A 20,587-nucleotide genomic window follows, 5' to 3' on the forward strand; every position below is an offset into this window, starting at 1 on the left:
CAATAACTTAATTGTTCAAAAAGGAAATTAATGTTTTGGTAATGTTTGTATGATACGATCGGAATGAGGTGAGTTTGAATGCAAGAAGCAAATATTTTATTGGTAGATGACGAAACATCCATTGTGAAGATGGTTGAAATGGTCCTGAATAAAGAAGGATTTATAAATATTTTTAAAGCATATACAGCCAGGGAAGCGCTGGAAATTGTTCAGCAGCAAGATATTGATTATATCGTTCTAGATGTCATGCTTCCGGACTTATCAGGCTTTGATTTATGTCCAAAAATAAGAGATATTTCGAATGCCTATATTTTATTTTTAACCGCAAAAGTGTCTGATTTAGATGTGTTAACAGGTTTTGCAATTGGTGGAGATGATTATGTGACGAAGCCATTTAATCCACTTGAAATTGCAGCAAGAATAAAAGCAACATTGAAAAGAAGAAATTTACCTGCAAGGACTTCATTTAATGATCAAGTGAAGTCAGGTAATACCTTTGATTATAAGGGCTTTGTAGTGGATGTAGATGCAGGGGAGTTACTTGTGAAGGGAAAGGTTGTTCCGTGTCCAGCACAAGCCTTTTTACTATTAATCTATTTCTGTCAAAATCCTAATATTGTGATTTCTAAGCAACAATTACTTGAAACAGTTTGGGGTTACGACCGATTTGTTGATGACAATACGGTTACTGTCCATATTCATAAGCTAAGAGAGCGAATTGAAGAAGATCCAAGCAATCCTAAATATTTAAAAACTGTACGTGGATTAGGCTATAAGCTTGTGAAGGAGAAAGATGTGTGAGAGTTGTAAAACGAAGACTGACCTTTCACTTTCTACTGCAATATATAGGGATTACCTTATTAATCAGCACCATTTTCGTGGCACTATTAATCTTGTTAATATGGTTTATTTCCACAGAAGATTTGAAAAGAAGCTTTCCCACAGGAGCACTAGAATCAATTTCTACTGAAACTTCGATCACTGATGGTAAAGCAGACATTAGTAAGGGATGGGAACAACAGCTGCAAAAGAAAGATATGTGGTTTCAAATTGTTGATGAAAATGGAAAAGAAATTGCATCCAGCAATAAGCCACCTGACATACAAGATTCCTATTCATTAAGTGAAATATTAGAAATAGAAGAAAACCAGCGTTTTAAAGGTTACTCAGTCTACACTGAATTAGACACGATTAGCTATAATGAGCCTTATTATTATTTATTAGGTTTTAGGGACATGACATATGAACAGCTACAGAAACTTATTGAAAAATATAGTCAAAATGGAGAAATGGGTAAAAGCAAAGCAAACTTATTAGAGAAGGAAATGGGCAAATCCAATACTCTTCACTTAGTGAATGAGGAAGGAAAAGTAATCCAATCTTTTGGAAAAGATCTTAACATTGAACATTATAATCCAATTGAAATTCTCACAAGAGAAAAAGCCCCAGGCTTATATAATACAAGGGTATCAGTTATCCATGATCAGAAGACAAATCAAATTTGGGTTCTTCACTCCAAAAATAATATGAAAGAAGCTTATGCTGAGCAAACATTTTACCGTGACATCTTAATTGCTTTTATTATAGTTGGGGTCATTATTCTGCTGATTACGATTAGTATTGCTGTGTGGCACGGGTTTAGATATGGTCGCCCCATCATCATTTTTACTAGTTGGCTAGAACGGATGGAACATGGTCAATATCAGGAAGTTCTTACTGAAGATGAAAGGAAAAGAATTTTTCGTAAAAATGGAAAAGTTAAAGTGCGTTATCGTCTTTACCAGGAAGTTTTTCAAGCCTTCTACAATATGGCAGAAACACTAAGTTCAACAGACAAAGAAAGAAAACGACTGGATCAAACAAGGGAAGAGTGGATGACAGGAATTTCTCATGATTTAAGAACACCTCTAGCATCTGTGCAAGGTTATGGCCATTTACTTGAAAGTGACAAATATGAATGGTCCAACGATGAAATAAAAGATATGGGCAAGGTGATCAGAGAAAAAGGGGAATATATGCTTGGGCTTTGTGGAGGACTTTTCATTAGCTTTTCAATTAAAAAACAACTCTCTGTATTATTTAAAGGAAAGAATACTGCTTAATGACTTCCTTAAGGATGTTGTACAGAAATATAAGAATGATCGAATGCTTGGGAATGTGAATATTTCTTTTGTGGAAGAGGCTAAAAACATAGAACTTGCTATTTCAAGGAAATGGTTTGAGCGTATTTTTGATAATCTAATTATGAATGCCATCAAACATAACCCTCCTAATACAGCTATTTTTGTGACACTCAAAAAAGCAATTGATCCACAATTTGTAGAAATAGCTGTTGAAGATCAGGGTGTTGGTATGAACGAAGAGATGCAAGAAAATCTTTTTGAACGATACTTTAGGGGCACTAACACAGAGGAAAAGGTCGATGGAGCAGGCCTGGGAATGAGTATAGCAAAGGAAATCGTCAAGTTGCACAATGGTGAGATTCATGTAACTTCGGCCGTTGGGGAAGGAACGGTTATTAAGCTTAGGTTTCCTGTCCAGGCTAAGCCTGTTGAGCAGGATGAATAGTATATTGTTATTGGTTCGCTTGAGGTCCTAAGCGGAATGAAGACCAAACCCTGGAAGAAACGGCGCCCTAATGGTCTTCATAACATGAATGAAGACCAACCCCGCAAAGAATCGCGCGCCACCGGTCTTCATAAGCGGAATGAAGACCAAACCCTGCGAGGAACCGCGCCCTAATGGTCTTCATAAGCGGAATGAAGACCAAACCCTGGAAGGAACGGCGCCCTAATGGTCTTCATAAGCGGAATGAAGACCAAACCCTGGAAGGAACCGCGCCCTAATGGTCTTCATAACATGAATGAAGACCACCCCCGCAAGGAACGTGCGCCACCGGTCTTCATAAGCCGAATGAAGATCACCTCCCACCAAAACCCCCAGTTAGAATAGAAGTTTCTATACAAATAAAAACTGCCCCCGCACCCCAACTCCCCTACTCAAATCATCTACTTAGGGCAAGCTATACCTACACACACTATTCCTTAAGAGGTGACAAACATGACAATTGTACGGTTAGGATATGTGGCAATGAGTATGAACTTGCAAAATTGCTCCCCTTCTCAAACCATGACTTTTACACAGTTTCAAAAAATTAAGGACAGGGAAGCTGCGATAGCGAAGTTAGAAAAAATAGCTCAATCAAATATTCAAAACTGTTTAAGGCTGCTAAAGCATAATGTGGCACATCATATTCATTTTTTTCGTTTTAGCTCAAAGTTGATTCCTTTGGCTAATCATGAAGAACTTCGAGATTGGAAATATATGAGCAATTTAGATGAATCCTTAGCTGAAATAGGGGAGTATCTTAAAAATCATCCTATGCGTGTTGGGTTTCATCCTGACCATTTTGTTGTATTGAATTCTACACAAAAGGAAATTATGAAAATGTCTTTAAAAACTCTACATATGCATGAGATGCTATTAAAAGGAATGGGAATAGATCCTGAGCATAGATGTGTGATTCATATTGGCGGAGCATATGATGACAAACTAAAATCACTCGAGCAATTTATTCATAATTGGGGATTGATTCCACTATCATTACAAAGAATGCTTATCTTTGAGAATGATGACACCACCTTTGACTTAAGTGATGCTCTTTATTTATGTGAAAAACTAGGTGTTCCACAGGTTTTTGACTATCACCATCACTTAGCTTTCCATGAGGATTCTGAATGGGAAAAGCATTGGGACCGTATTGTTGGGACCTGGAAGGAATCAAGTCTTCCGATTAAAATGCATATCTCTAGTCCCAAAAATGAAAAAGAATTTCGAGCACATGCAGATTATATTGATTCAAACATGTTCCTAACGTTTTTACATACTGTAAAAGGAAGTGTTGATCAAATTGATTGCATGATTGAAGCAAAACAAAAGGATAATGCCCTTTTTCAGTTAGTGTCCGATTTGAAGTCTCATTCAGACATTGAATGGATTGATCAATCATCTTTCAAGATAAAATAAAGGAATTATTTACATGGTAGTAACAAATAGAAAGATCCCATTATGCTATAATAAATGGGATTATTTTCATTTGGGTAATGCTATAAAACAATTGTTGGAACGGCCTGCTTTTCCACAAGCAAGTACGTAATTTTCATTATAATTTTTAAAAAGGGAGAGAGAGGGTTGAGAGAACAGCCGAAAAATCAAATTAGTAAAAGGGCATTAACAGCCTGGAAGATGGGTGCTTTAATTAGTGCAGGTTTTTGGTTACTAATTGTGGTCGCCATTGGAGTAGGTATTTATTTTCTGGAACTATCGTATTGGTTCTTAGGAGTAGCTGTAGCTATTTGGGTGGTTTATACAATCATCAGTGTGTTGGTCATCCCGAGGGTAAGGCATCGAGTTTGGAGATATGAAGTTCATGAACATGAAATTGATTTGCAGTTTGGACTTTTTGTGATAAAAAGAGTATTAATTCCAATGGTTAGAGTTCAACATGTTGATACTCATCAAGGCCCTTTGTTACGGAGATATAAATTAGCTTCAATTGAAATTTCTACTGCTGCAACTAAGCATGAAATACCAGCTTTGGATTTAGAAGAAGCAGATCTTATGCGGGATTATATCTCAAAGTTGGCGAGGGTGACAGACGATGATGTTTGAGCCTAAAAGAATTCACCCAGTAGGGATGATTTTAAGCTTTGCAAGAATGATAAAGTCATATATAATTCCTGCTATTGTTTTCTTCTTTGTTGGTAGTAATGACCGGTTTGATCTTTATTTTATCATTGGTGGATGCTGTTTAGCCCTTCTTATTGTTGTAACAAGTATATTAGAGTGGTGGAAGTTTACATATTGGTTTGAAGATGGTGAATTGAGAATCAAGCATGGTATTTTTGTGACAAAGAAAAGGTACATTCCGATTGAACGAATTCAAACTATTAATATTAGTGCGGGGATTGTTCAACAACTGTTTCGACTTGTAAAGGTCCAAGTTGAAACTGCTGGAACTGGAATAGAAGCTGAAGCCGTATTATCTGCTATAAAAAAACAAGATGCCGACAAAATTCAAGAAGTTTTAGCGGAGTATAAGCAGGAAATCAAAAAACCTTCTCTTGTAGAAGAAGATCAAACAATTCCACAAGAGCAGACAGTTTATAAAATGAAAACGAAAGATCTTTTAGTTGCTGCATCCACGTCGAGTGGAATAGGAGTAATTATTTCAGCGGTTGCTGCTTTTGTATCACAATTCGATGAATTGATCTCGTTTGAGGAAATTTTTGAGCGATTTGAGTTTCTTACACATGCAAGTATTACTTTGTATGCCATCTTAGTATTTATTGGTTTTTTTATTGCTTGGATCTTAAGTATTATTGGTGTGTTATTAAAATATGCGTACTTTACAGTCGTTAAAGAGGAAGATGAAATTAGGATTTCTAGAGGAATCTTTGAAAAAAGCCAAGTATCAATTCCGTTAAAACGAATTCAAGCGATTAAAATTGTGCAAAACCCGCTAAGGCAACTGCTTGGCTATAAAACTGTTTATATAGAAAGTGCAGGAGGCAGTGCAGTTGATGAGGGCACTTCCACAATACTATTTCCAGTTGTCTCTAAGCATGAAGTTTCAACGTTAATGGAACAGTTTGTACCATTATTCAAACAAAATAGCCGGTTGCATCGTTTACCTATAAGATCAAAGAAAAGGTATATGATAAGGAAAGTGCTACCTGCAATTGCTATAATACTTCCACTTATTTATTTTTTTCAACCATGGGGATATAGTTCACTTATTCTCATTCCAATTTGTTTAGTGTGGGGGTACTATTCATATAAAGATGCAGGCTGGAATATAGAAGGTGATCAGCTGCAGTTAGCATTTCGAAGGGTGTCTAAAACGGATATCCTTGTATATCGTAATCGTCTGCAGTCTGTGAAAACGAAAACCTCCTATTTCCAAAAGAAATATTCACTCCAAACATTTGAGTGTACAATAAAAACCGGTCTGGTTGGAAATAGCTTTCCCGTCAAAGATATGGATGAACGTGATACGGACAAAATCATTTCTTGGTATTCTTATGAAACGGGAAAATAAACAGACACAGCCGCGATAGGCTGTGTCTATTTTTACTCTAAACTAAAATCTGAAAAACAATCCAATTAAAATGAGGATGCTAAAAATAATCCAAAAGAGTGTTCTGAAGTTTAAAGAAAAAACATTTGTCTTTCGAGCTGTGTTAGATGTGTAAAAAGATTGATAAGAATAATGTCTTGGTTTTTTTATCAAAATAGGTGAAAGTAAAAAACCGCCTATCATCCCAAAAATGTGTGCGACAACATTTATATTTGTATTGATAAAAGTCATAATAAGACCGATGACTAAAATGCTAATAATAATTTGAGTGTTCGCCTGATCAATGATCCCTTTTCTGAAATACACCATAAATAAGTAAGCTCCAAATAAACCGAAAATAGCACCGGAAGCTCCGATATGAGAATATTGAAGGGAAATTTCAATGATATAAGTCGCAACACTTGCAATAACTCCTGCACCTACATATAAAAGAATAAACTTGGCTTTCCCAATCATCTTTTCAAGAGCAGGTGCAAATAAAATAAGTGAGATTGTATTAAAAAACAAATGGCCGAATCCAATATGAAGAAAGATTGGTGTAAGTAGTCGCCAATACTCTCCATTTGCAATTCCCGCGTTAAAGCCATCTAATAATCCCAATAATATTTGCAACTGAGGAACTGGCACCTGAAAGAGAACCCAAAATAAGATGTGAATGCCAACAATAATGGAAACAATAGGATATAATTGTAAAAAGGTGCGGAAATTCTCTGTTCTAGTAAACATAAATGTCCTCCTTTGGATCATTTCAAATATGTTGTTTTGATTATTAATGTTCAAGTATGCTTTTATACTAACACGAATATGTACGAGTTCTAGGAAATAGTACTATTAAGGCTTGGAAGGTGTTGTTATACATATGATTACAGGAATTGGTTTAGATATCATTGAATTGGATCGCATTAGAAGAATTGTTGATCGTCAGCCAGGTTTTATTAAGCGCATATTAACAATGAATGAAATTGAAAAGTTTTCAACTTTATCTAGGGAAAGAAAAGTAGAGTTTTTAGCTGGACGTTTTGCTGTAAAGGAAGCATATTCAAAAGCGTTAGGAACTGGAATTGGTGAAGAGATTGGATTTCAGGACATTGAAATAACAAATGATGATAAAGGAAAGCCGAGTATTGAAATACTAAAGGATACAGCTGGGGATTCTGTTGTTCATGTTTCAATTACCCATTCAAGACAATATGCTGCAGCTCAAGTAATAATAGAAGGTAAATAAAAGACCCTATGCTTTTTGAATAAATTTATAGCTAGTCTGCATATTCGGAAAGTTTGTCTCATATATTTGGTAATGCGATAGGGAAGACAAGTTGTTTTTAAGAATTCATCTTTCATCTTTACTAGGGATTAATGGAGCCTGGTAGTTGAAAGACATGAGATCTAGCAAAACATTTCTTCCTTTTTAACGTTATATGAGGCAAAGGGGTTGAAAAAGTTGAAAAAAAGCTTTGTGTTATTATTAGTAGGCTTTTAACAGTACTTGTTCTAGCGGGATGTGGTGAAAAATCACAGGCAGATGTAGTTCAGGCGTTAGAAAAGAAGATTGATGAAATGTCAGGGTATAAGGCAAAAGGAAAGATGACACTTCAAACAGGTAGTGATCCACAGGAGTATGAAATTGAAATTTGGCATAAAAATCCTTCTTACTACCGAGTAAACCTTAAGAATTCGCAAAAAGAGCAAAGCCAAATGATTTTGCGTAATGACGAAGGGGTATTTGTATTAACTCCAGCACTAAATAAAAGCTTCCGTTTCCAAAGTGATTGGCCACAAAATAGCAGTCAGGCATATTTATATGAATCTTTAGTAAATGATATTTTAAAAGATGCTGAAGCAAAGTTTTCTGCTGCAGAAGAAAAGTATGTTTTTGAAACAAAAACAAATTATCAAAACAATAAAATGCTACCTGCACAAGAAATTACATTTAACAAGAAAGATTTATCTCCAACAATGGTTAAGGTGATGGATACAGACCGAAATCCACTTGTTGTAGTAGAATTCTCAAGCTTTGAATTCAATGCATCCTTTGATGAAAATTCATTTGATGTAGAGAAAAATATGTCAAGCGCTCAAATTGAAGTTCCAACAATGGCTACTGGTGATCGTGAACCATTCGCTGTTAAGTATCCTTTAGAACAACCAAACGGTGTAAAACTACTTGAGGAATCAGAAGTTGAAACTGAAAATGGTAAACGTGTTATCTTATCCTTTGGTGGAGAAAAGTCATTTACGCTTATTCAAGAAACAGCTGAAATTGCAACACCTGCATCTGCTTCTACATCAACATACGTAGATGGTTATCCGGCAGATTTAGGCTTCACAATCGGTGCTATGTCAGAATCTACATTAACATGGTCACATGATGGGGTAGATTATATGTTAGCATCTGAAGATTTAACAGAAGATGAGATGTTAATGGTTGCTAAATCTGTACAAGGTCAAACAGCCAAATAATCCTTTTACGGGTGGAGAATCCACCCGTTTTTTTAATCATTCTCCACTTCGTGAACTTGCCCAACTTAGGCAAGTTTTCTATATGTTCCAGAAGTTAACCCTAAATTCCAAGGTTAATTTACCCCTTTTTGATATTTTTACTCCTATTCATTTGACAATTCTGTCCTTTAGTCGAGATAATCACAATATAAAGTAAAATAACTGGATAAACTGTACAAAATTAAAATGTTTTCTTAACAGTCGATTACGTAAGGAAGTGGAGTCATGCAACCGGGTTTTTTTCGTGATACATGGGTTGAAGTAAATCTAGATGCAATTGAACATAATGTTCGTTTAATGAAACAACATATAGGTGAAGAGGTTCATTTAATTGCGGTAGTAAAGGCAAATGCTTATGGTCATGGCGCTAAGCAAGTGGCGGAGACTGCATTAATATCTGGTGCAACCATGCTTGCTGTTGCTTTTTTAGATGAGGCAATATCATTGCGCAGGCAAGGTATACAAGCACCAATTTTAGTAATGGGAGCCATTAGAGCCTCAGATGTTGACATGGTTGAAAAACATAACCTAACAGTAACTGTATTTTCGTTAGGTTGGCTAAAAGAAGCAGAAAAATCTATTCGAAATTTTATTGATCTTCATATAAAAGTAGATACAGGTATGGGGAGACTTGGCGTTCAGAATGAAAATGAACTCATAGACATTTTTGATTTTGCGCAGGAATCAAATCGTTTTCATGTTAAAGGCATTTATACACATTTTGCAACAGCAGATGAAGATGACCCTACTTATTTTCTAACTCAATATGATAGGTTTAAAAAAATGGTTTCAACCATACCAAATCAACGTTTAATCGTTCATTGTGCAAACAGTGCTACAGGATTAAAATTTCCATCAAAGGTATATAATGCGGTCAGATTTGGGATATCTATGTATGGGTTATCTCCTTCTCCGGAGATGAAAAGTGAACTTCCATTTCCACTACAAGAGGCATTTTCTTTACAAACAAAAATAGTTCACGTAAAGAAAGTTACAAAAGGAACGAAAATTAGTTATGGAGCAACATATGAAGCAAAAGAAGATGAATGGATTGGAACTTTGCCAATTGGTTATGCTGATGGATGGATAAGAAAGTTAAAAGATGCAGAAGTGATTATTCAAAATAAGCGTGTACCTTTAGTAGGTCGGATCTGTATGGACCAATGTATGGTCAAGCTTCCATATGAAATACCTGTAGGAACAAACGTTACGTTAATTGGTAAGCAGAATCATGAGGAAATCACGATAGATGAGATAGCAAAGCGTCTTGATACAATAAATTATGAGGTGCCATGTACAATTACTTCACGAGTTCCCCGTATGTATATAAAAGATGAGTGTATAATTGAAGTGAGTAATCCTCTTTTATGAAATATGCCCAACGAATAGAAACTTTTCAAATGTCATCAAAAAAATGAATAATAAACCTTTACATGACCATAATAGAGAAGGGTAAATTTTCAGTTTGGTGTCTCTGGTATTTTCTCTATTGTTAAATAAATTTGTGATAAAAGAGTAAAACAGTCATATAGTCATTAGAGTGAGCCTTCAAAAATCGAAAAGTAGTATGTATTTATGCCTAAAAGACTTTACAAATGCCGCTTTCTAATGAAAATACTTTGCATCTTAGAAAGTAAATGTTATTATTAAATTTGGAATGAATATAATAGGATGGTAAGTTTGGTGGAGGTGTATGTTTGTGTCTGAATCCAGCGCAACAACAGAAATTTTAATTCAGTTACCTCAAGCATTAGTATCAGAATTGGATGTATTGGTAAAACAAGAGAACGGGAACAGAAACGAGCTTATTTATCAAGCGACAAAAATGTATATTCGTGAGCGGAAAAAGCGCCAAATTCGTGAGTCTATGAGACGCGGTTACATGGAAATGGCAAAAATCAATTTGAATATTGCATCTGAAGCATTTTTGGCAGAATCTGAGGCTGACCATACCGTTGAACGCTTAGTCAGCGGGGTTAATCATTTGATTGTTAAACGAGGCGACGTTTATTTTGCCGATCTTTCTCCAGTTGTAGGTTCAGAGCAAGGTGGCGTGCGTCCTGTATTAATTATTCAAAACGATATTGGGAACCGCTTTAGTCCTACAGTTATTATAGCGGCAATTACAGCCCAAATTCAAAAAGCAAAATTGCCAACTCATGTTGAGATTGATGCTAAGCGTTACGGGTTTGAAAGGGATTCGGTTATCCTGCTTGAACAGATTCGAACGATTGATAAACAAAGGCTTACTGATAAAATTACCCATCTTGATGATGAGATGATGGATAAAGTTGATGAAGCCTTACAAATAAGCTTAGGACTTATCGATTTTTAAATATCCTTATACAATAGAATATATGATTTAAAAACTAAAAAGGTTGCCCGAAAAGCATCCTTTTTTATTTTTTTGACTTTGTTAAAACACGATTATAGATGATTGGTGACAGAAGACTCTTTGTTTGAAATAACAATTGTTTAACAAAGTCTTTATTTTTTGTTTTGAAGGTTCTTTTGTATACGATTTTATCGTATCTATGTATACATGTTTGTCTTACTAATGGGAAATTCCTATAGCACTTAAAAGAGTATTCTGTATAGTGCTTTTTTTTGTCCAAAGAAATCTGTATAATTAAAGCGATGACATTGACCGTGAATTTTAAGGAGGAGTAACAGAACGATGAGTCAAGATTCTAATCCATTTTTGACATTTATTCAAATAAATAGAGAAGAACTGATTATAAAATGGGAAGAAAAAATGAAGAACGTGGATGACCAGAAGGTATCAAACGTTATTTCTGATCAAGTATATACAAACATTTGCAATGAATATATCAATATACTATTACAATATTTTAGAAAGCCGGATGATGAAATTAATAGTAAGATTTCTGAGTTTTCACAAAGAGTTGTTCAATTAGGGTGGTCTCTTCGTTTTATTTCAACAAGTTTACAGGAAATGAGTAAGCTTTTATTTGAGTTGATGACAGTTGAGAACACGGATGAGGAGAAAATGACGTTAGTCTGGGCGTTTGATAAATGGATTGCTCCAATTAACAGTGAAGTTCTTTATCACTATGCATCTTCTTGGGAGCGAACTGTTTCTCTTCAAAAAATAGCTTTACAAGAATTATCTGCACCGCTTATTCCTGTTTTTGATAATATTACCGTTATGCCTTTAGTAGGAACAATTGATACTGAGAGAGCAAAACGAATTATGGAGAACTTGTTACAAGGTGTTGTTAAACATCGTGCTGAGGTTGTGTTAATCGATATTACGGGAGTTCCAGTAGTTGATACAATGGTTGCTCATCATATTATTCAAGCATCTGAGGCAGTTAGGTTAGTTGGTGCAAAATGTTTATTGGTTGGGATAAGACCGGAAATTGCTCAAACAATTGTCAATCTGGGGATTGATTTAAGTCAAGTTATTACGAAGAATAGTCTTCAAAAAGGAATAGAATCTGCATTGGAAATGACAAATCGTCAAATCGTATCCTTGGAGGAATAACTAATGAATGCTAGAATACCAATCTTAAAGCTTCATAATTGTTTGCTTATCTCAATTCAGTGGGAGTTAGATGACCAAACTGCTCTACAATTTCAGGAAGATCTTCTTCATAAAATTCATGAGACAGGTGCAAATGGGGTTGTTATTGATTTAACGTCAGTTGATGTTATTGATTCTTTCATCGCAAAGGTCCTGGGTGACGTAATTAGTATGTCGAAGCTTATGGGAGCAAAAGTTGTATTAACAGGAATACAGCCTGCTGTTGCCATTACATTAATTGAGTTAGGCATCCAGCTTGAGGATGTACAAACAGCTTTAGACCTAGAAAAAGGGCTTGAAACATTACAGCGGGAGTTGGGGGAGTAAAGCATGGAAAACCAATCCTGTGTTAAAATTGTCACCGAATGGGACATTGTAGCAGCCCGCCAACTTGGTCGGAATGTTGCAAAAGAGCTTGGCTTCGGTACAGTGGATCAAGCGAGAATTACTACTGCTATATCCGAACTAGCTCGTAATATATATCTATATGCAGGGCAAGGGGAGATGCGTATTGAACGCATTAATGACCTTGGAAAAAGTGGTTTGAAAATAACAGCCATTGATAATGGACCGGGAATTCCTGATATTCGAAAAGTGATGGAAGACGGGTTTTCTACTTCTGGAGGTTTGGGTGCAGGTTTGCCGGGAGTCAAACGTCTAATGGATGAATTTGATATTTCTTCCACAGTAGGTGAAGGAACAGATATTCAGGCGGTGAAATGGCTTCGGTAGGAGGACGTAAATGGATTATCGTGATTTTCTTGAGACAAAATATTCGGAGCTATTAAGAAATTACTTAAATGAACAAACAGAAACAGCACTTTATCAAGGACAAAAATTCAGTCGAAAAACGATTGAACATCAGATTCCACCTGAAGAAATCATTAGTACACATAGGAAAGTTCTTCAAGAGCTTTTCCCTGATATACAGCAAGAGGTTTTATCTTCATTAGATTTCCTGCTTGAGGTGATGATGGGATACGGATTAGCCTATCAAGAACATCAGAGTTTGAGAGACCAGCAGCTAGAGATTAGATCTGAAATCCAAATTGCCGCAAATGTTCAGCAAACACTGTTAGAGACATCTGTTCCTGCTATTGATTCTCTGGATATTGGAGCCATAAGTGTTCCTGCAAAGCAAATGAATGGAGATTATCATCATTTTGTTCAGGATGAACAAGGAATAAGTATCGCGGTGGCAGACGTTATTGGAAAAGGAATTCCGGCAGCGTTGTGTATGTCTATGATTAAATATGCGATGGATAGTTTTCCGGAATCACGTAAAAATCCAAATCAAATCCTGGAAAATTTAAATAGAGTGGTTGAACGGAATGTAGATCCGAGCATGTTTATAACGATGTTTTACGGAATGTATAATACAGTTGACCACTTATTCACATATGCTTCAGCGGGACATGAACCGGGGTTTTATTACCATTCTTCAACCGGAGAGTTTGAGGATCTTACTGCTAAGGGTCTTGTTTTAGGGATCGATCAAAACTACAAATATAAGCAGTATCAGAAGAATGTTAAACCAGGAGATATGGTAGTCCTATTATCAGATGGAGTAACAGAATCCAGGACTGACGAAGGGTTTGTTGAAAGATCAGCAATTACAGATTTAATTCATCAGAATATAGATCTATCGTCACAGCAGATTGTAGAAAAATCTACAGGCATTTTGAAAAAATGCAGGATTTCCAATTAAGGGATGATTTTACATTAATAATTATTAGAAGAATGGTTTAGCAGTATCTTTTACAGGGTATGTAATAGCATAAAAGTTCTTTTGAGGTGATAACGGGTGAATTTAAAAGTAGAAATAAATAAACTTGGAGAACAAGCGATTGTCTCCGTCGCAGGTGAAATTGATGCTTATACAGCACCTAAGTTAAGAGAAGCCATCATACCATTAGCGGAAGAGCCGAATCCTAATATTACAATTAATTTAAAAAATGTATCTTATATGGATAGTACGGGTTTAGGTGTGTTTGTTGGTTTGTTGAAAAGCGTAAGAAAAAACGGTGGGCAGTTAAATTTAGTAGAATTATCAGATCGTCTGGAGCGCTTATTTAGTATAACTGGACTAAGTGACATCATTGATATATCTTCAAAATCAGAGGGTGGGGTACAATGAAGCAATTAGTAGATTATATAGAGATGAAGGTTCCAGCCAAACCAGAATATGTAGGTATCATTCGTTTAACCCTCTCTGGGATTGCTAGTAGAATGGGATATTCATATGATGATATTGAAGATTTGAAGATTGCTACAAGTGAAGCTTGTACAAATGCTGTTCAGCATGCATATAAGAACAATGAAGAGGGCGAAGTGGTCGTTGGATTTGGTTTATATGAAGATCGCTTAGAAGTAATGATTGCTGATAATGGCAAAAGCTTTGATTTTGAGAAAACTAAAGATGAACTTGGTCCTTATTCTGCTTCAAGTCCAGTAGACCAACTTCCCGAAGGAGGTTTAGGTCTCTATTTGATGGAAACGCTCATGGATGAAGTCCGTGTCCATGTTAACGCTGGGGTAACGGTCTTCATGATCAAGTATTTAAGCGGGGAGCGAATAGATCATGGCACAACCATCTCAAAATATGAAGCTAACTAAAGAAGAGGTGAACGAGTTAATACTAGACTTTCAGAAAACAGAAAGTAAAGTAGCCCAATTGGCACTCGTTGAACACTATACAGGTTTAGTTGAAACCTTAGCGAAGAAATATTCCAAAGGGAAAAGCTTTCATGAAGATCTTAGACAGGTGGGTATGATTGGTTTACTGGGCGCTATTAGAAGATATGACCCTACTGTTGGAAAGCCGTTTGAAGCTTTTGCCATTCCAACAATAATTGGAGAAATCAAACGTTTCTTAAGAGACAAAACATGGAGTGTTCATGTTCCGAGAAGGATTAAAGAATTAGGACCCAAGATTAAGGCTGCTGTAGACAAGTTAACAAATGAAAATCAACGATCTCCACAAGTTAGGGAGATAGCGGAATACCTGGATGTAACTGAAGAGGAAGTATTAGAAACGATGGAAATGGGGAAAAGCTACCAGGCTTTATCGGTCGACCATTCTATTGAGGCTGATTCTGATGGAAGTACCGTTACCATACTTGATATTGTTGGTTCGCAAGAGCAGGGGTACGAAAAAGTGAATCAAAAACTAATGCTTCAGAGTGTATTGCATGTTTTATCAGATCGAGAAAAGGAAATTATCGAATGTACGTTTATTTTGAATAAAAGTCAAAAAGAGACTGGTGAACAGTTAGGTATCTCTCAAATGCATGTATCAAGGCTGCAAAGGAGAGCCATTCAAAAATTAAGAGAAGCACTGTCAAAAGACATGCCCCCGGAGTTAAATAAATGATTGTTCAAGACTATAATCAACATGTTCATACATTAGCGTTTCAGTTACCGAAAGCAGGGAAATCGTGTTGTGGTGATAGCTTTTTTATAAAAGCAACAGACGAATATTTAATTTGTGCCTTAGCCGATGGGTTAGGTAGTGGGGAACGGGCAAATGAATCCTCCGCAGCAATAAGTTCGTTAGTCGAAAAGAATGATGATAAAGATGTAGAAGATTTGATGAAATTATGTAATGAAGAGCTGAAAGATAAACGGGGAGCAACTGTTTCTATCTTAAAGGTAGACTTTAAGACAAGAGAATTTACCTATAGCTCCGTTGGTAATATACGATTTATTCTTTGTGCGCCATCCGGGACTTATATATATCCTCTTCCGATATTAGGATATCTTTCTGGTAAACCTCAAAAGTATCGTACACAAACCTACACATATGAACAAGGCTCTAAGTTTATCATTCATACTGACGGATTAGTTCTTCCGGGGATAAAGGCACTATTAAATAAAGGTGAATCTGTCGAAGATCTATCACGACAACTTGAAGAATATACAAAAACATTAAATGATGATTTAACATATATAGTCGGTCAGCTATTCTAAGGAAATAGTGGGCCGACTATTTTTAATTTACAAACTAGGACAATATTTTAAACTTAACATGGCCATTTATTTTAATAGAACAAATATATTTGGTAAAATGTTTACATGTGCTTGAAGGAATATAACTCAGTTGGAGGATTCGGATATGGAAGAAAAACAAACTAAAATCATGCAGCATATTAGCAAGGAACTTGCAATCAATATAAAACAGGTTGCGAATGTTATTTCATTATTAGAAGAAGGCAATACAGTTCCATTTATTGCCCGTTATCGAAAAGAGCAAACTGGTGCATTGGATGAAGTGCAGATACGTGATATATTCGAGAAATGGACATACATACAAAACCTTGAAAATCGCAAAGAAGAAGTATTGCGTTTAATTGAAGAGCAAGGGAAGTTAACTGAACAACTTGCTGTTGATATTAATAAAGCAATGAAGCTTCAACAGGTAGAAGATTTATATAGACCATATAAGCAAAAGAGAAGAACGAAGGCGACTGTTGCAAAGGAAAAAGGGTTAGAGCCACTTGCAACTTGGATTCTAAGTTTGCCAAGAGAAGGGGATATCCAACTCAAGGCAAAAGGATTTATAAATGAAGAAAAAGGGGTAACATCAGTAGAAGAGGCTATACAAGGTGCACAAGATATTGTAGCAGAACAAATCTCAGATCAGCCAAAATATCGCCAATGGATTAGAGAGTTAACGTTCCGAAAAGGATCTATTTCTTCTGTAGCAAAGGATGAAGAAAAAGATGAGAAGAATGTTTATGAAATGTATTATGAGTATGAAGAGCCAATCCAGAAAATTGTTCCTCACCGTGTTTTGGCGATTAACCGAGGTGAAAAAGAAGATATATTGCGCATATCCCTTCAGCCGCCAACTGATCAGATACTAGATTACCTTCAAAAAGAAGAGTTGAAGGGGAAAAAATCGGTTGTGAATGATTTGGTGATTGAGACAATAGAAGATGCGTATAAGCGTCTTATTCAACCATCAATTGAGCGTGAAATCAGAAAAGAGTTATCAGAAAAGGCAGAGGACCGTGCAATACATATTTTTTCTGAAAATCTAAGAAATCTACTCCTTCAACCACCATTGAAAGGAAGAATGGTACTAGGTGTTGACCCTGCTTTTAGAACAGGCTGTAAATTAGCTGTTGTAGATCCAACTGGAAAAATGCTGCATATTGGAGTGGTATACCCTCATCCGCCTGTTAATAAGAAAGAGCAAGCAAAAGAAAAGGTACTAGATGTTCTAAAACAATTTAATATAGAGGTTGTTGCAATCGGAAATGGAACAGCATCCAGAGAAACAGAACAATTCATTGCAGATATATTAAGGGAATTAGCTGGAGATATATCATATCTTATCGTTAACGAAGCAGGAGCAAGTGTGTATTCAGCATCAGAACTTGCGAGGGAAGAGTTCCCTAATTTACAGGTAGAAGAAAGAAGTGCTGTTTCTATTGCAAGAAGACTTCAGGATCCTTTAGCTGAACTAGTTAAGATTGACCCTAAATCGGTTGGTGTAGGGCAATATCAACATGATGTTTCACAAAAGAAACTAAATGAATCACTAACATTTGTTGTTGAAACAGTTGTAAACCAGGTTGGAGTTAACGTAAATACTGCCTCATCTTCCTTACTTCAGTATGTAGCTGGACTCAGTAAGGCAGTTGCAAACAATGTTGTGAAAAAAAGAGAAGAGTTAGGAAGATTCTCTAACCGCAAACAACTAAAAGATATCCCTCGTCTAGGAGCAAAAACATATGAGCAATGTATTGGCTTCCTACGAGTTCTTGATGGAGATCATCCACTAGATCGGACAGGTATTCACCCTGAACGCTATGGGGAGGTTGAGAAACTATTGAAGCAATTAAGTGTTTCTTTGGCCGACTTAGGAAGTGAAGAATTAAAAGACAAGGTGAAAAGTTTAAATCTAAAAGAAACAGCTGATGTATTATCGATTGGGGAGCTAACTTTAAAAGATATATGTGATGCATTAATTCGTCCTGAGCGGGACCCGCGTGATGAAGTTGCGAAGCCTTTGTTAAAAAAGGATGTATTAAAACTGGAGGACTTGCAGCAAGGAATGGAGCTTCAAGGAACAGTTCGCAATGTTGTCGATTTTGGAGCATTTGTTGATATCGGGGTAAAACAAGATGGATTGGTGCATATCTCTAAACTTAGTCGCTCTTTTGTAAAACACCCATTAGATGTTGTATCTGTTGGTGACGTTGTAACAGTTTGGGTGGATGATGTGGACTTCAAGAAAGGTAGAGTAGCACTTACAATGCTAAAGAGCTGAAGGTGAGTAAAGAAACCAAAAAGAAACACTGCTTTTAGGAGCAGTGTTTTTCTCTATAGAAAAACCAGCATTGATTAAGTAGTTTTATTTGATAGCGATTTTTTTCTAAAAACGCCCGCTGCATTTGATTTTGTAACCAAGATGGCATTGCTCATACCTCCTTAACTATTATAATGGAGTATGGGTGTTTATAATGTATGCACTGGGCAAGTGTGGTGTTACATATATGGAGGAATTTTATATGAATGATGAAAAACTGCAACAATTGGTGGAAGACATTTCAATAAGCTTATTTAGAAAACCATTTAAGCATAAAGCAATCTTTAACAAAAGATTGAGAACAACTGGTGGGAGGTACATGCTAAGCACCCATAACATTGATATTAATCCAAAGTATTATCTTGAACATGGACTGGAAGAAATGATTGGGATCATTAAACATGAGCTATGTCACTATCATCTTCATATAGAAGGAAAGGGATATAAGCACGGAGACCAAGATTTTAAATTATTATTAAAAGAAGTGGGTGCACCTAGATTTTGTACTCCTTTAAAAACTGATTCTAAAAAAAGACAAGCCTCTCTCATCTATAAGTGTTCAGCTTGTCATCATGAGTACAAAAGAAAAAGAAAAGTAGACACAACTCGTTTAGTTTGCGGTAAGTGTGCTGGTAAAATCTATCTTTTAAAAGGGGTTGACTCTTAAGTTGATACTATGTTAAATTATAAAAGCCGTCGTTGATGGCGATCGAAAAATAAAGTTAAGTACTATCAATTCTTGACAAGACATGCTTTAATAAATATAATTAAAGAAGTCTGTTAGAAATTATTCCGCAGTAGCTCAGTGGTAGAGCTATCGGCTGTTAACCGATCGGTCGTAGGTTCGAGTCCTACCTGCGGAGCCATATGGGGAAGTACTCAAGAGGCTGAAGAGGCGCCCCTGCTAAGGGTGTAGGTCGCGTGAGCGGCGCGAGGGTTCAAATCCCTCCTTCTCCGCCATATTACAATGGCCCATTGGTCAAGCGGTTAAGACACCGCCCTTTCACGGCGGTAACACGGGTTCGAATCCCGTATGGGTCATAATTATATTGTTAGAGAGTAGGAAGTGGGCGCACTTGTAGCTCACCTCCTATTTTTTCTCGGATATGATTAAGTGTTATCAGGTTATATAGTTTAAAGTGAAGTTAAGTTATTTACACTTCATGAAAAAACTTTGGTCCGGTAGTTCAGTTGGTTAGAATGCCTGCCTGTCACGCAGGAGGTCGCGGGTTCGAGTCCCGTCCGGACCGCCATTATTTACTGGTATTAATTACTAGTTGAAATTACTTCGTTAGTTTGATATCATTAGATTCTTGTTGCTTAAGGTATAAATGTTTTGCGACATAACTTCAATGGGCTATAGCCAAGCGGTAAGGCATCGCACTTTGACTGCGACATGCGTTGGTTCGAATCCAGCTAGCCCAGCCATTTATATTCACTTATTTAAAAAATGAAGAGCCATTAGCTCAGTTGGTAGAGCATCTGACTTTTAATCAGAGGGTCGAAGGTTCGAGTCCTTCATGGCTCACCATTTACACACCTTGCGGGTGTGGCGGAATTGGCAGACGCGCTAGACTTAGGATCTAGTGTCCTTGTGACGTGGGGGTTCAAGTCCCTTCACCCGCACCAATGTTTTTTTGTATCAGTGAAACTGATTTCGCGGTCGTGGCGGAATGGCAGACGCGCTAGGTTGAGGGCCTAGTGGGGGCGACCCCGTGGAGGTTCAAGTCCTCTCGGCCGCACCAGAAGAACACACAAAAAATATTTTGAAAAAAGTATTGACTTGTTAGTTCTTAAGGTGTTATTATTGTAAAGTCGCTCGTTAAGATAAATTAAATTATGCGCCCGTAGCTCAATTGGATAGAGCGTTTGACTACGGATCAAAAGGTTAGGGGTTCGACTCCTCTCGGGCGCGCCATATACGGGAAGTAGCTCAGCTTGGTAGAGCACTTGGTTTGGGACCAAGGGGTCGCAGGTTCGAATCCTGTCTTCCCGACCAGTCGAGTCACCTTGCGGGTGTAGTTTAGTGGTAAAACCTCAGCCTTCCAAGCTGATGATGAGGGTTCGATTCCCTTCACCCGCTCCA

General features: G+C 36.7%; 20 protein-coding genes, 11 tRNA genes and 2 pseudogenes. 31 read left to right on the top strand and 2 right to left on the bottom strand.

What is annotated here, in order from left to right; genetic code table 11:
* Positions 1-78: 78 nt before the first annotated feature.
* The 6 genes from MVE64_RS14625 to MVE64_RS14650 all read left to right on the top strand — a co-directional run bounded on the left by MVE64_RS14625 (position 79) and on the right by MVE64_RS14650 (position 6,100).
* Positions 79-801, top strand: a complete 723-nt coding sequence (locus MVE64_RS14625) for a response regulator transcription factor (protein ID WP_247339132.1) — start codon at positions 79-81, stop codon at positions 799-801.
* The gene (locus MVE64_RS14630) at positions 798-2,102 is read left to right on the top strand and encodes a histidine kinase dimerization/phospho-acceptor domain-containing protein (protein ID WP_247339134.1); all 1,305 of its coding nucleotides are present in this window, start codon (positions 798-800) and stop codon (positions 2,100-2,102) included. Before MVE64_RS14625 ends, MVE64_RS14630 begins: the two co-directional genes overlap by 4 nt.
* Positions 2,029-2,568, top strand: a complete 540-nt coding sequence (locus tag MVE64_RS14635) for a sensor histidine kinase (RefSeq protein WP_247347059.1) — start codon at positions 2,029-2,031, stop codon at positions 2,566-2,568. The genes MVE64_RS14630 and MVE64_RS14635 overlap by 74 nt, the downstream gene beginning before the upstream one ends.
* Positions 2,569-3,060: 492 nt before the next feature.
* The gene (uvsE, locus tag MVE64_RS14640; RefSeq protein WP_247339135.1) at positions 3,061-4,026 is read left to right on the top strand and encodes a UV DNA damage repair endonuclease UvsE; all 966 of its coding nucleotides are present in this window, start codon (positions 3,061-3,063) and stop codon (positions 4,024-4,026) included.
* A gap of 165 nt (positions 4,027-4,191) precedes the next feature.
* Positions 4,192-4,671, top strand: a complete 480-nt coding sequence (locus MVE64_RS14645; RefSeq protein ID WP_247339136.1) for a PH domain-containing protein — start codon at positions 4,192-4,194, stop codon at positions 4,669-4,671.
* Positions 4,661-6,100, top strand: a complete 1,440-nt coding sequence (locus MVE64_RS14650; protein ID WP_247339138.1) for a PH domain-containing protein — start codon at positions 4,661-4,663, stop codon at positions 6,098-6,100. The genes MVE64_RS14645 and MVE64_RS14650 overlap by 11 nt, the downstream gene beginning before the upstream one ends.
* A 168-nt stretch (positions 6,101-6,268) precedes the next feature.
* On the opposite strand, the pseudogene MVE64_RS14655 reads toward MVE64_RS14650, so the two are convergent.
* Positions 6,269-6,865, bottom strand: a pseudogene (locus MVE64_RS14655) (rhomboid family intramembrane serine protease); the annotation flags it as partial.
* Between the two features lie 133 nt (positions 6,866-6,998).
* On the opposite strand from MVE64_RS14655, the gene acpS reads away from it, so the two are divergent.
* The 13 genes and pseudogenes from acpS (at position 6,999) to MVE64_RS14725 (ending at position 18,462) form a co-directional block, all read left to right on the top strand.
* Positions 6,999-7,364 (top strand): holo-ACP synthase, encoded by a 366-nt coding sequence (acpS, locus tag MVE64_RS14660; protein ID WP_247339145.1) that lies wholly within the window; start codon positions 6,999-7,001, stop codon positions 7,362-7,364.
* Positions 7,365-7,696: 332 nt separating this feature from the next.
* Positions 7,697-8,599, top strand: coding sequence for a LolA family protein (locus MVE64_RS14665; RefSeq protein ID WP_247339147.1), 903 nt, complete (start codon positions 7,697-7,699; stop codon positions 8,597-8,599).
* Positions 8,600-8,863: 264 nt separating this feature from the next.
* Positions 8,864-10,009 (top strand): alanine racemase, encoded by a 1,146-nt coding sequence (gene alr, locus MVE64_RS14670; RefSeq protein ID WP_247339148.1) that lies wholly within the window; start codon positions 8,864-8,866, stop codon positions 10,007-10,009.
* Positions 10,010-10,622: 613 nt separating this feature from the next.
* A complete protein-coding gene (gene ndoA / locus MVE64_RS14680; protein WP_026562078.1) occupies positions 10,623-10,973 on the top strand; it encodes a type II toxin-antitoxin system endoribonuclease NdoA in 351 nt (116 codons plus the stop codon).
* A gap of 342 nt (positions 10,974-11,315) precedes the next feature.
* Positions 11,316-12,146 carry an STAS domain-containing protein gene (locus tag MVE64_RS14685; RefSeq protein WP_247339150.1) on the top strand — a complete coding sequence of 277 codons (831 nt, stop codon included), beginning with the start codon at positions 11,316-11,318 and terminating at the stop codon, positions 12,144-12,146.
* Between the two features lie 3 nt (positions 12,147-12,149).
* Positions 12,150-12,512 (top strand): STAS domain-containing protein, encoded by a 363-nt coding sequence (locus MVE64_RS14690; RefSeq protein ID WP_098797600.1) that lies wholly within the window; start codon positions 12,150-12,152, stop codon positions 12,510-12,512.
* Positions 12,513-12,515: 3 nt separating this feature from the next.
* Positions 12,516-12,917, top strand: a complete 402-nt coding sequence (locus tag MVE64_RS14695; RefSeq protein WP_098797601.1) for an anti-sigma regulatory factor — start codon at positions 12,516-12,518, stop codon at positions 12,915-12,917.
* 10 nt (positions 12,918-12,927) lie between these two features.
* Positions 12,928-13,934: pseudogene (locus MVE64_RS14700) on the top strand (SpoIIE family protein phosphatase).
* 55 nt (positions 13,935-13,989) lie between these two features.
* The gene (locus MVE64_RS14705; RefSeq protein ID WP_247339152.1) at positions 13,990-14,322 is read left to right on the top strand and encodes an anti-sigma factor antagonist; all 333 of its coding nucleotides are present in this window, start codon (positions 13,990-13,992) and stop codon (positions 14,320-14,322) included.
* Positions 14,319-14,801 (top strand): anti-sigma B factor RsbW, encoded by a 483-nt coding sequence (gene rsbW, locus MVE64_RS14710; protein ID WP_121664246.1) that lies wholly within the window; start codon positions 14,319-14,321, stop codon positions 14,799-14,801. The genes MVE64_RS14705 and rsbW overlap by 4 nt, the downstream gene beginning before the upstream one ends.
* Positions 14,767-15,558 (top strand): RNA polymerase sigma factor SigB, encoded by a 792-nt coding sequence (gene sigB, locus MVE64_RS14715; RefSeq protein ID WP_098797605.1) that lies wholly within the window; start codon positions 14,767-14,769, stop codon positions 15,556-15,558. The genes rsbW and sigB overlap by 35 nt, the downstream gene beginning before the upstream one ends.
* Complete coding sequence (locus MVE64_RS14720; protein ID WP_247339163.1) at positions 15,555-16,154, top strand: PP2C family serine/threonine-protein phosphatase; 600 nt, start codon at positions 15,555-15,557, stop codon at positions 16,152-16,154. Before sigB ends, MVE64_RS14720 begins: the two co-directional genes overlap by 4 nt.
* 145 nt (positions 16,155-16,299) lie before the next feature.
* Positions 16,300-18,462, top strand: coding sequence for a Tex family protein (locus MVE64_RS14725; protein ID WP_247339165.1), 2,163 nt, complete (start codon positions 16,300-16,302; stop codon positions 18,460-18,462).
* A gap of 34 nt (positions 18,463-18,496) precedes the next feature.
* Here MVE64_RS14725 and cmpA read toward each other — a convergent pair whose 3' ends face one another.
* The gene (gene cmpA / locus MVE64_RS14730) at positions 18,497-18,610 is read right to left on the bottom strand and encodes a cortex morphogenetic protein CmpA (RefSeq protein ID WP_098799762.1); all 114 of its coding nucleotides are present in this window, start codon (positions 18,608-18,610) and stop codon (positions 18,497-18,499) included.
* Between the two features lie 93 nt (positions 18,611-18,703).
* On the opposite strand from cmpA, the gene MVE64_RS14735 reads away from it, so the two are divergent.
* The 12 genes from MVE64_RS14735 (at position 18,704) to MVE64_RS14790 (ending at position 20,587) form a co-directional block, all read left to right on the top strand.
* Positions 18,704-19,168, top strand: coding sequence for a SprT family protein (locus MVE64_RS14735; protein ID WP_247339167.1), 465 nt, complete (start codon positions 18,704-18,706; stop codon positions 19,166-19,168).
* 124 nt (positions 19,169-19,292) lie between these two features.
* Positions 19,293-19,367 (top strand) — tRNA-Asn (locus MVE64_RS14740).
* A 3-nt stretch (positions 19,368-19,370) separates the two neighbouring features.
* Positions 19,371-19,461: transfer RNA gene (locus tag MVE64_RS14745), tRNA-Ser, on the top strand.
* 9 nt (positions 19,462-19,470) lie between these two features.
* Positions 19,471-19,542, top strand: a tRNA-Glu gene (locus MVE64_RS14750).
* A gap of 135 nt (positions 19,543-19,677) precedes the next feature.
* A tRNA-Asp gene (locus MVE64_RS14755) sits at positions 19,678-19,754 on the top strand.
* A gap of 100 nt (positions 19,755-19,854) precedes the next feature.
* Positions 19,855-19,929, top strand: a tRNA-Gln gene (locus MVE64_RS14760).
* Between the two features lie 27 nt (positions 19,930-19,956).
* Positions 19,957-20,032, top strand: a tRNA-Lys gene (locus MVE64_RS14765).
* Between the two features lie 12 nt (positions 20,033-20,044).
* A tRNA-Leu gene (locus MVE64_RS14770) sits at positions 20,045-20,130 on the top strand.
* A 30-nt stretch (positions 20,131-20,160) separates the two neighbouring features.
* Positions 20,161-20,246: transfer RNA gene (locus tag MVE64_RS14775), tRNA-Leu, on the top strand.
* 96 nt (positions 20,247-20,342) lie between these two features.
* Positions 20,343-20,419 (top strand) — tRNA-Arg (locus tag MVE64_RS14780).
* A 4-nt stretch (positions 20,420-20,423) separates the two neighbouring features.
* Positions 20,424-20,500 (top strand) — tRNA-Pro (locus MVE64_RS14785).
* Positions 20,501-20,513: 13 nt separating this feature from the next.
* Positions 20,514-20,587, top strand: a tRNA-Gly gene (locus tag MVE64_RS14790).

Source organism: Metabacillus endolithicus (assembly GCF_023078335.1).
Lineage (GTDB): Bacteria > Bacillota > Bacilli > Bacillales > Bacillaceae > Metabacillus > Metabacillus endolithicus.

What these genes read in the sequence shown, in the direction of transcription:
- MVE64_RS14720 (WP_247339163.1), top strand. Translation starts at nt 15,555, where the DNA reads ATGATTGTTCAAGACTATAATCAACATGTTCATACATTAGCGTTTCAG.
- alr (WP_247339148.1), top strand. Translation starts at nt 8,864, where the DNA reads ATGCAACCGGGTTTTTTTCGTGATACATGGGTTGAAGTAAATCTAGAT.
- MVE64_RS14685 (WP_247339150.1), top strand. Translation starts at nt 11,316, where the DNA reads ATGAGTCAAGATTCTAATCCATTTTTGACATTTATTCAAATAAATAGA.
- cmpA (WP_098799762.1), bottom strand. Translation starts at nt 18,610, where the DNA reads ATGCCATCTTGGTTACAAAATCAAATGCAGCGGGCGTTTTTAGAAAAA.
- rsbW (WP_121664246.1), top strand. Translation starts at nt 14,319, where the DNA reads ATGAAGCAATTAGTAGATTATATAGAGATGAAGGTTCCAGCCAAACCA.
- acpS (WP_247339145.1), top strand. Translation starts at nt 6,999, where the DNA reads ATGATTACAGGAATTGGTTTAGATATCATTGAATTGGATCGCATTAGA.
- MVE64_RS14735 (WP_247339167.1), top strand. Translation starts at nt 18,704, where the DNA reads ATGAATGATGAAAAACTGCAACAATTGGTGGAAGACATTTCAATAAGC.
- MVE64_RS14690 (WP_098797600.1), top strand. Translation starts at nt 12,150, where the DNA reads ATGAATGCTAGAATACCAATCTTAAAGCTTCATAATTGTTTGCTTATC.
- MVE64_RS14725 (WP_247339165.1), top strand. Translation starts at nt 16,300, where the DNA reads ATGGAAGAAAAACAAACTAAAATCATGCAGCATATTAGCAAGGAACTT.
- MVE64_RS14650 (WP_247339138.1), top strand. Translation starts at nt 4,661, where the DNA reads ATGATGTTTGAGCCTAAAAGAATTCACCCAGTAGGGATGATTTTAAGC.
- MVE64_RS14665 (WP_247339147.1), top strand. Translation starts at nt 7,697, where the DNA reads ATGTCAGGGTATAAGGCAAAAGGAAAGATGACACTTCAAACAGGTAGT.
- MVE64_RS14625 (WP_247339132.1), top strand. Translation starts at nt 79, where the DNA reads ATGCAAGAAGCAAATATTTTATTGGTAGATGACGAAACATCCATTGTG.
- sigB (WP_098797605.1), top strand. Translation starts at nt 14,767, where the DNA reads ATGGCACAACCATCTCAAAATATGAAGCTAACTAAAGAAGAGGTGAAC.
- uvsE (WP_247339135.1), top strand. Translation starts at nt 3,061, where the DNA reads ATGACAATTGTACGGTTAGGATATGTGGCAATGAGTATGAACTTGCAA.
- MVE64_RS14695 (WP_098797601.1), top strand. Translation starts at nt 12,516, where the DNA reads ATGGAAAACCAATCCTGTGTTAAAATTGTCACCGAATGGGACATTGTA.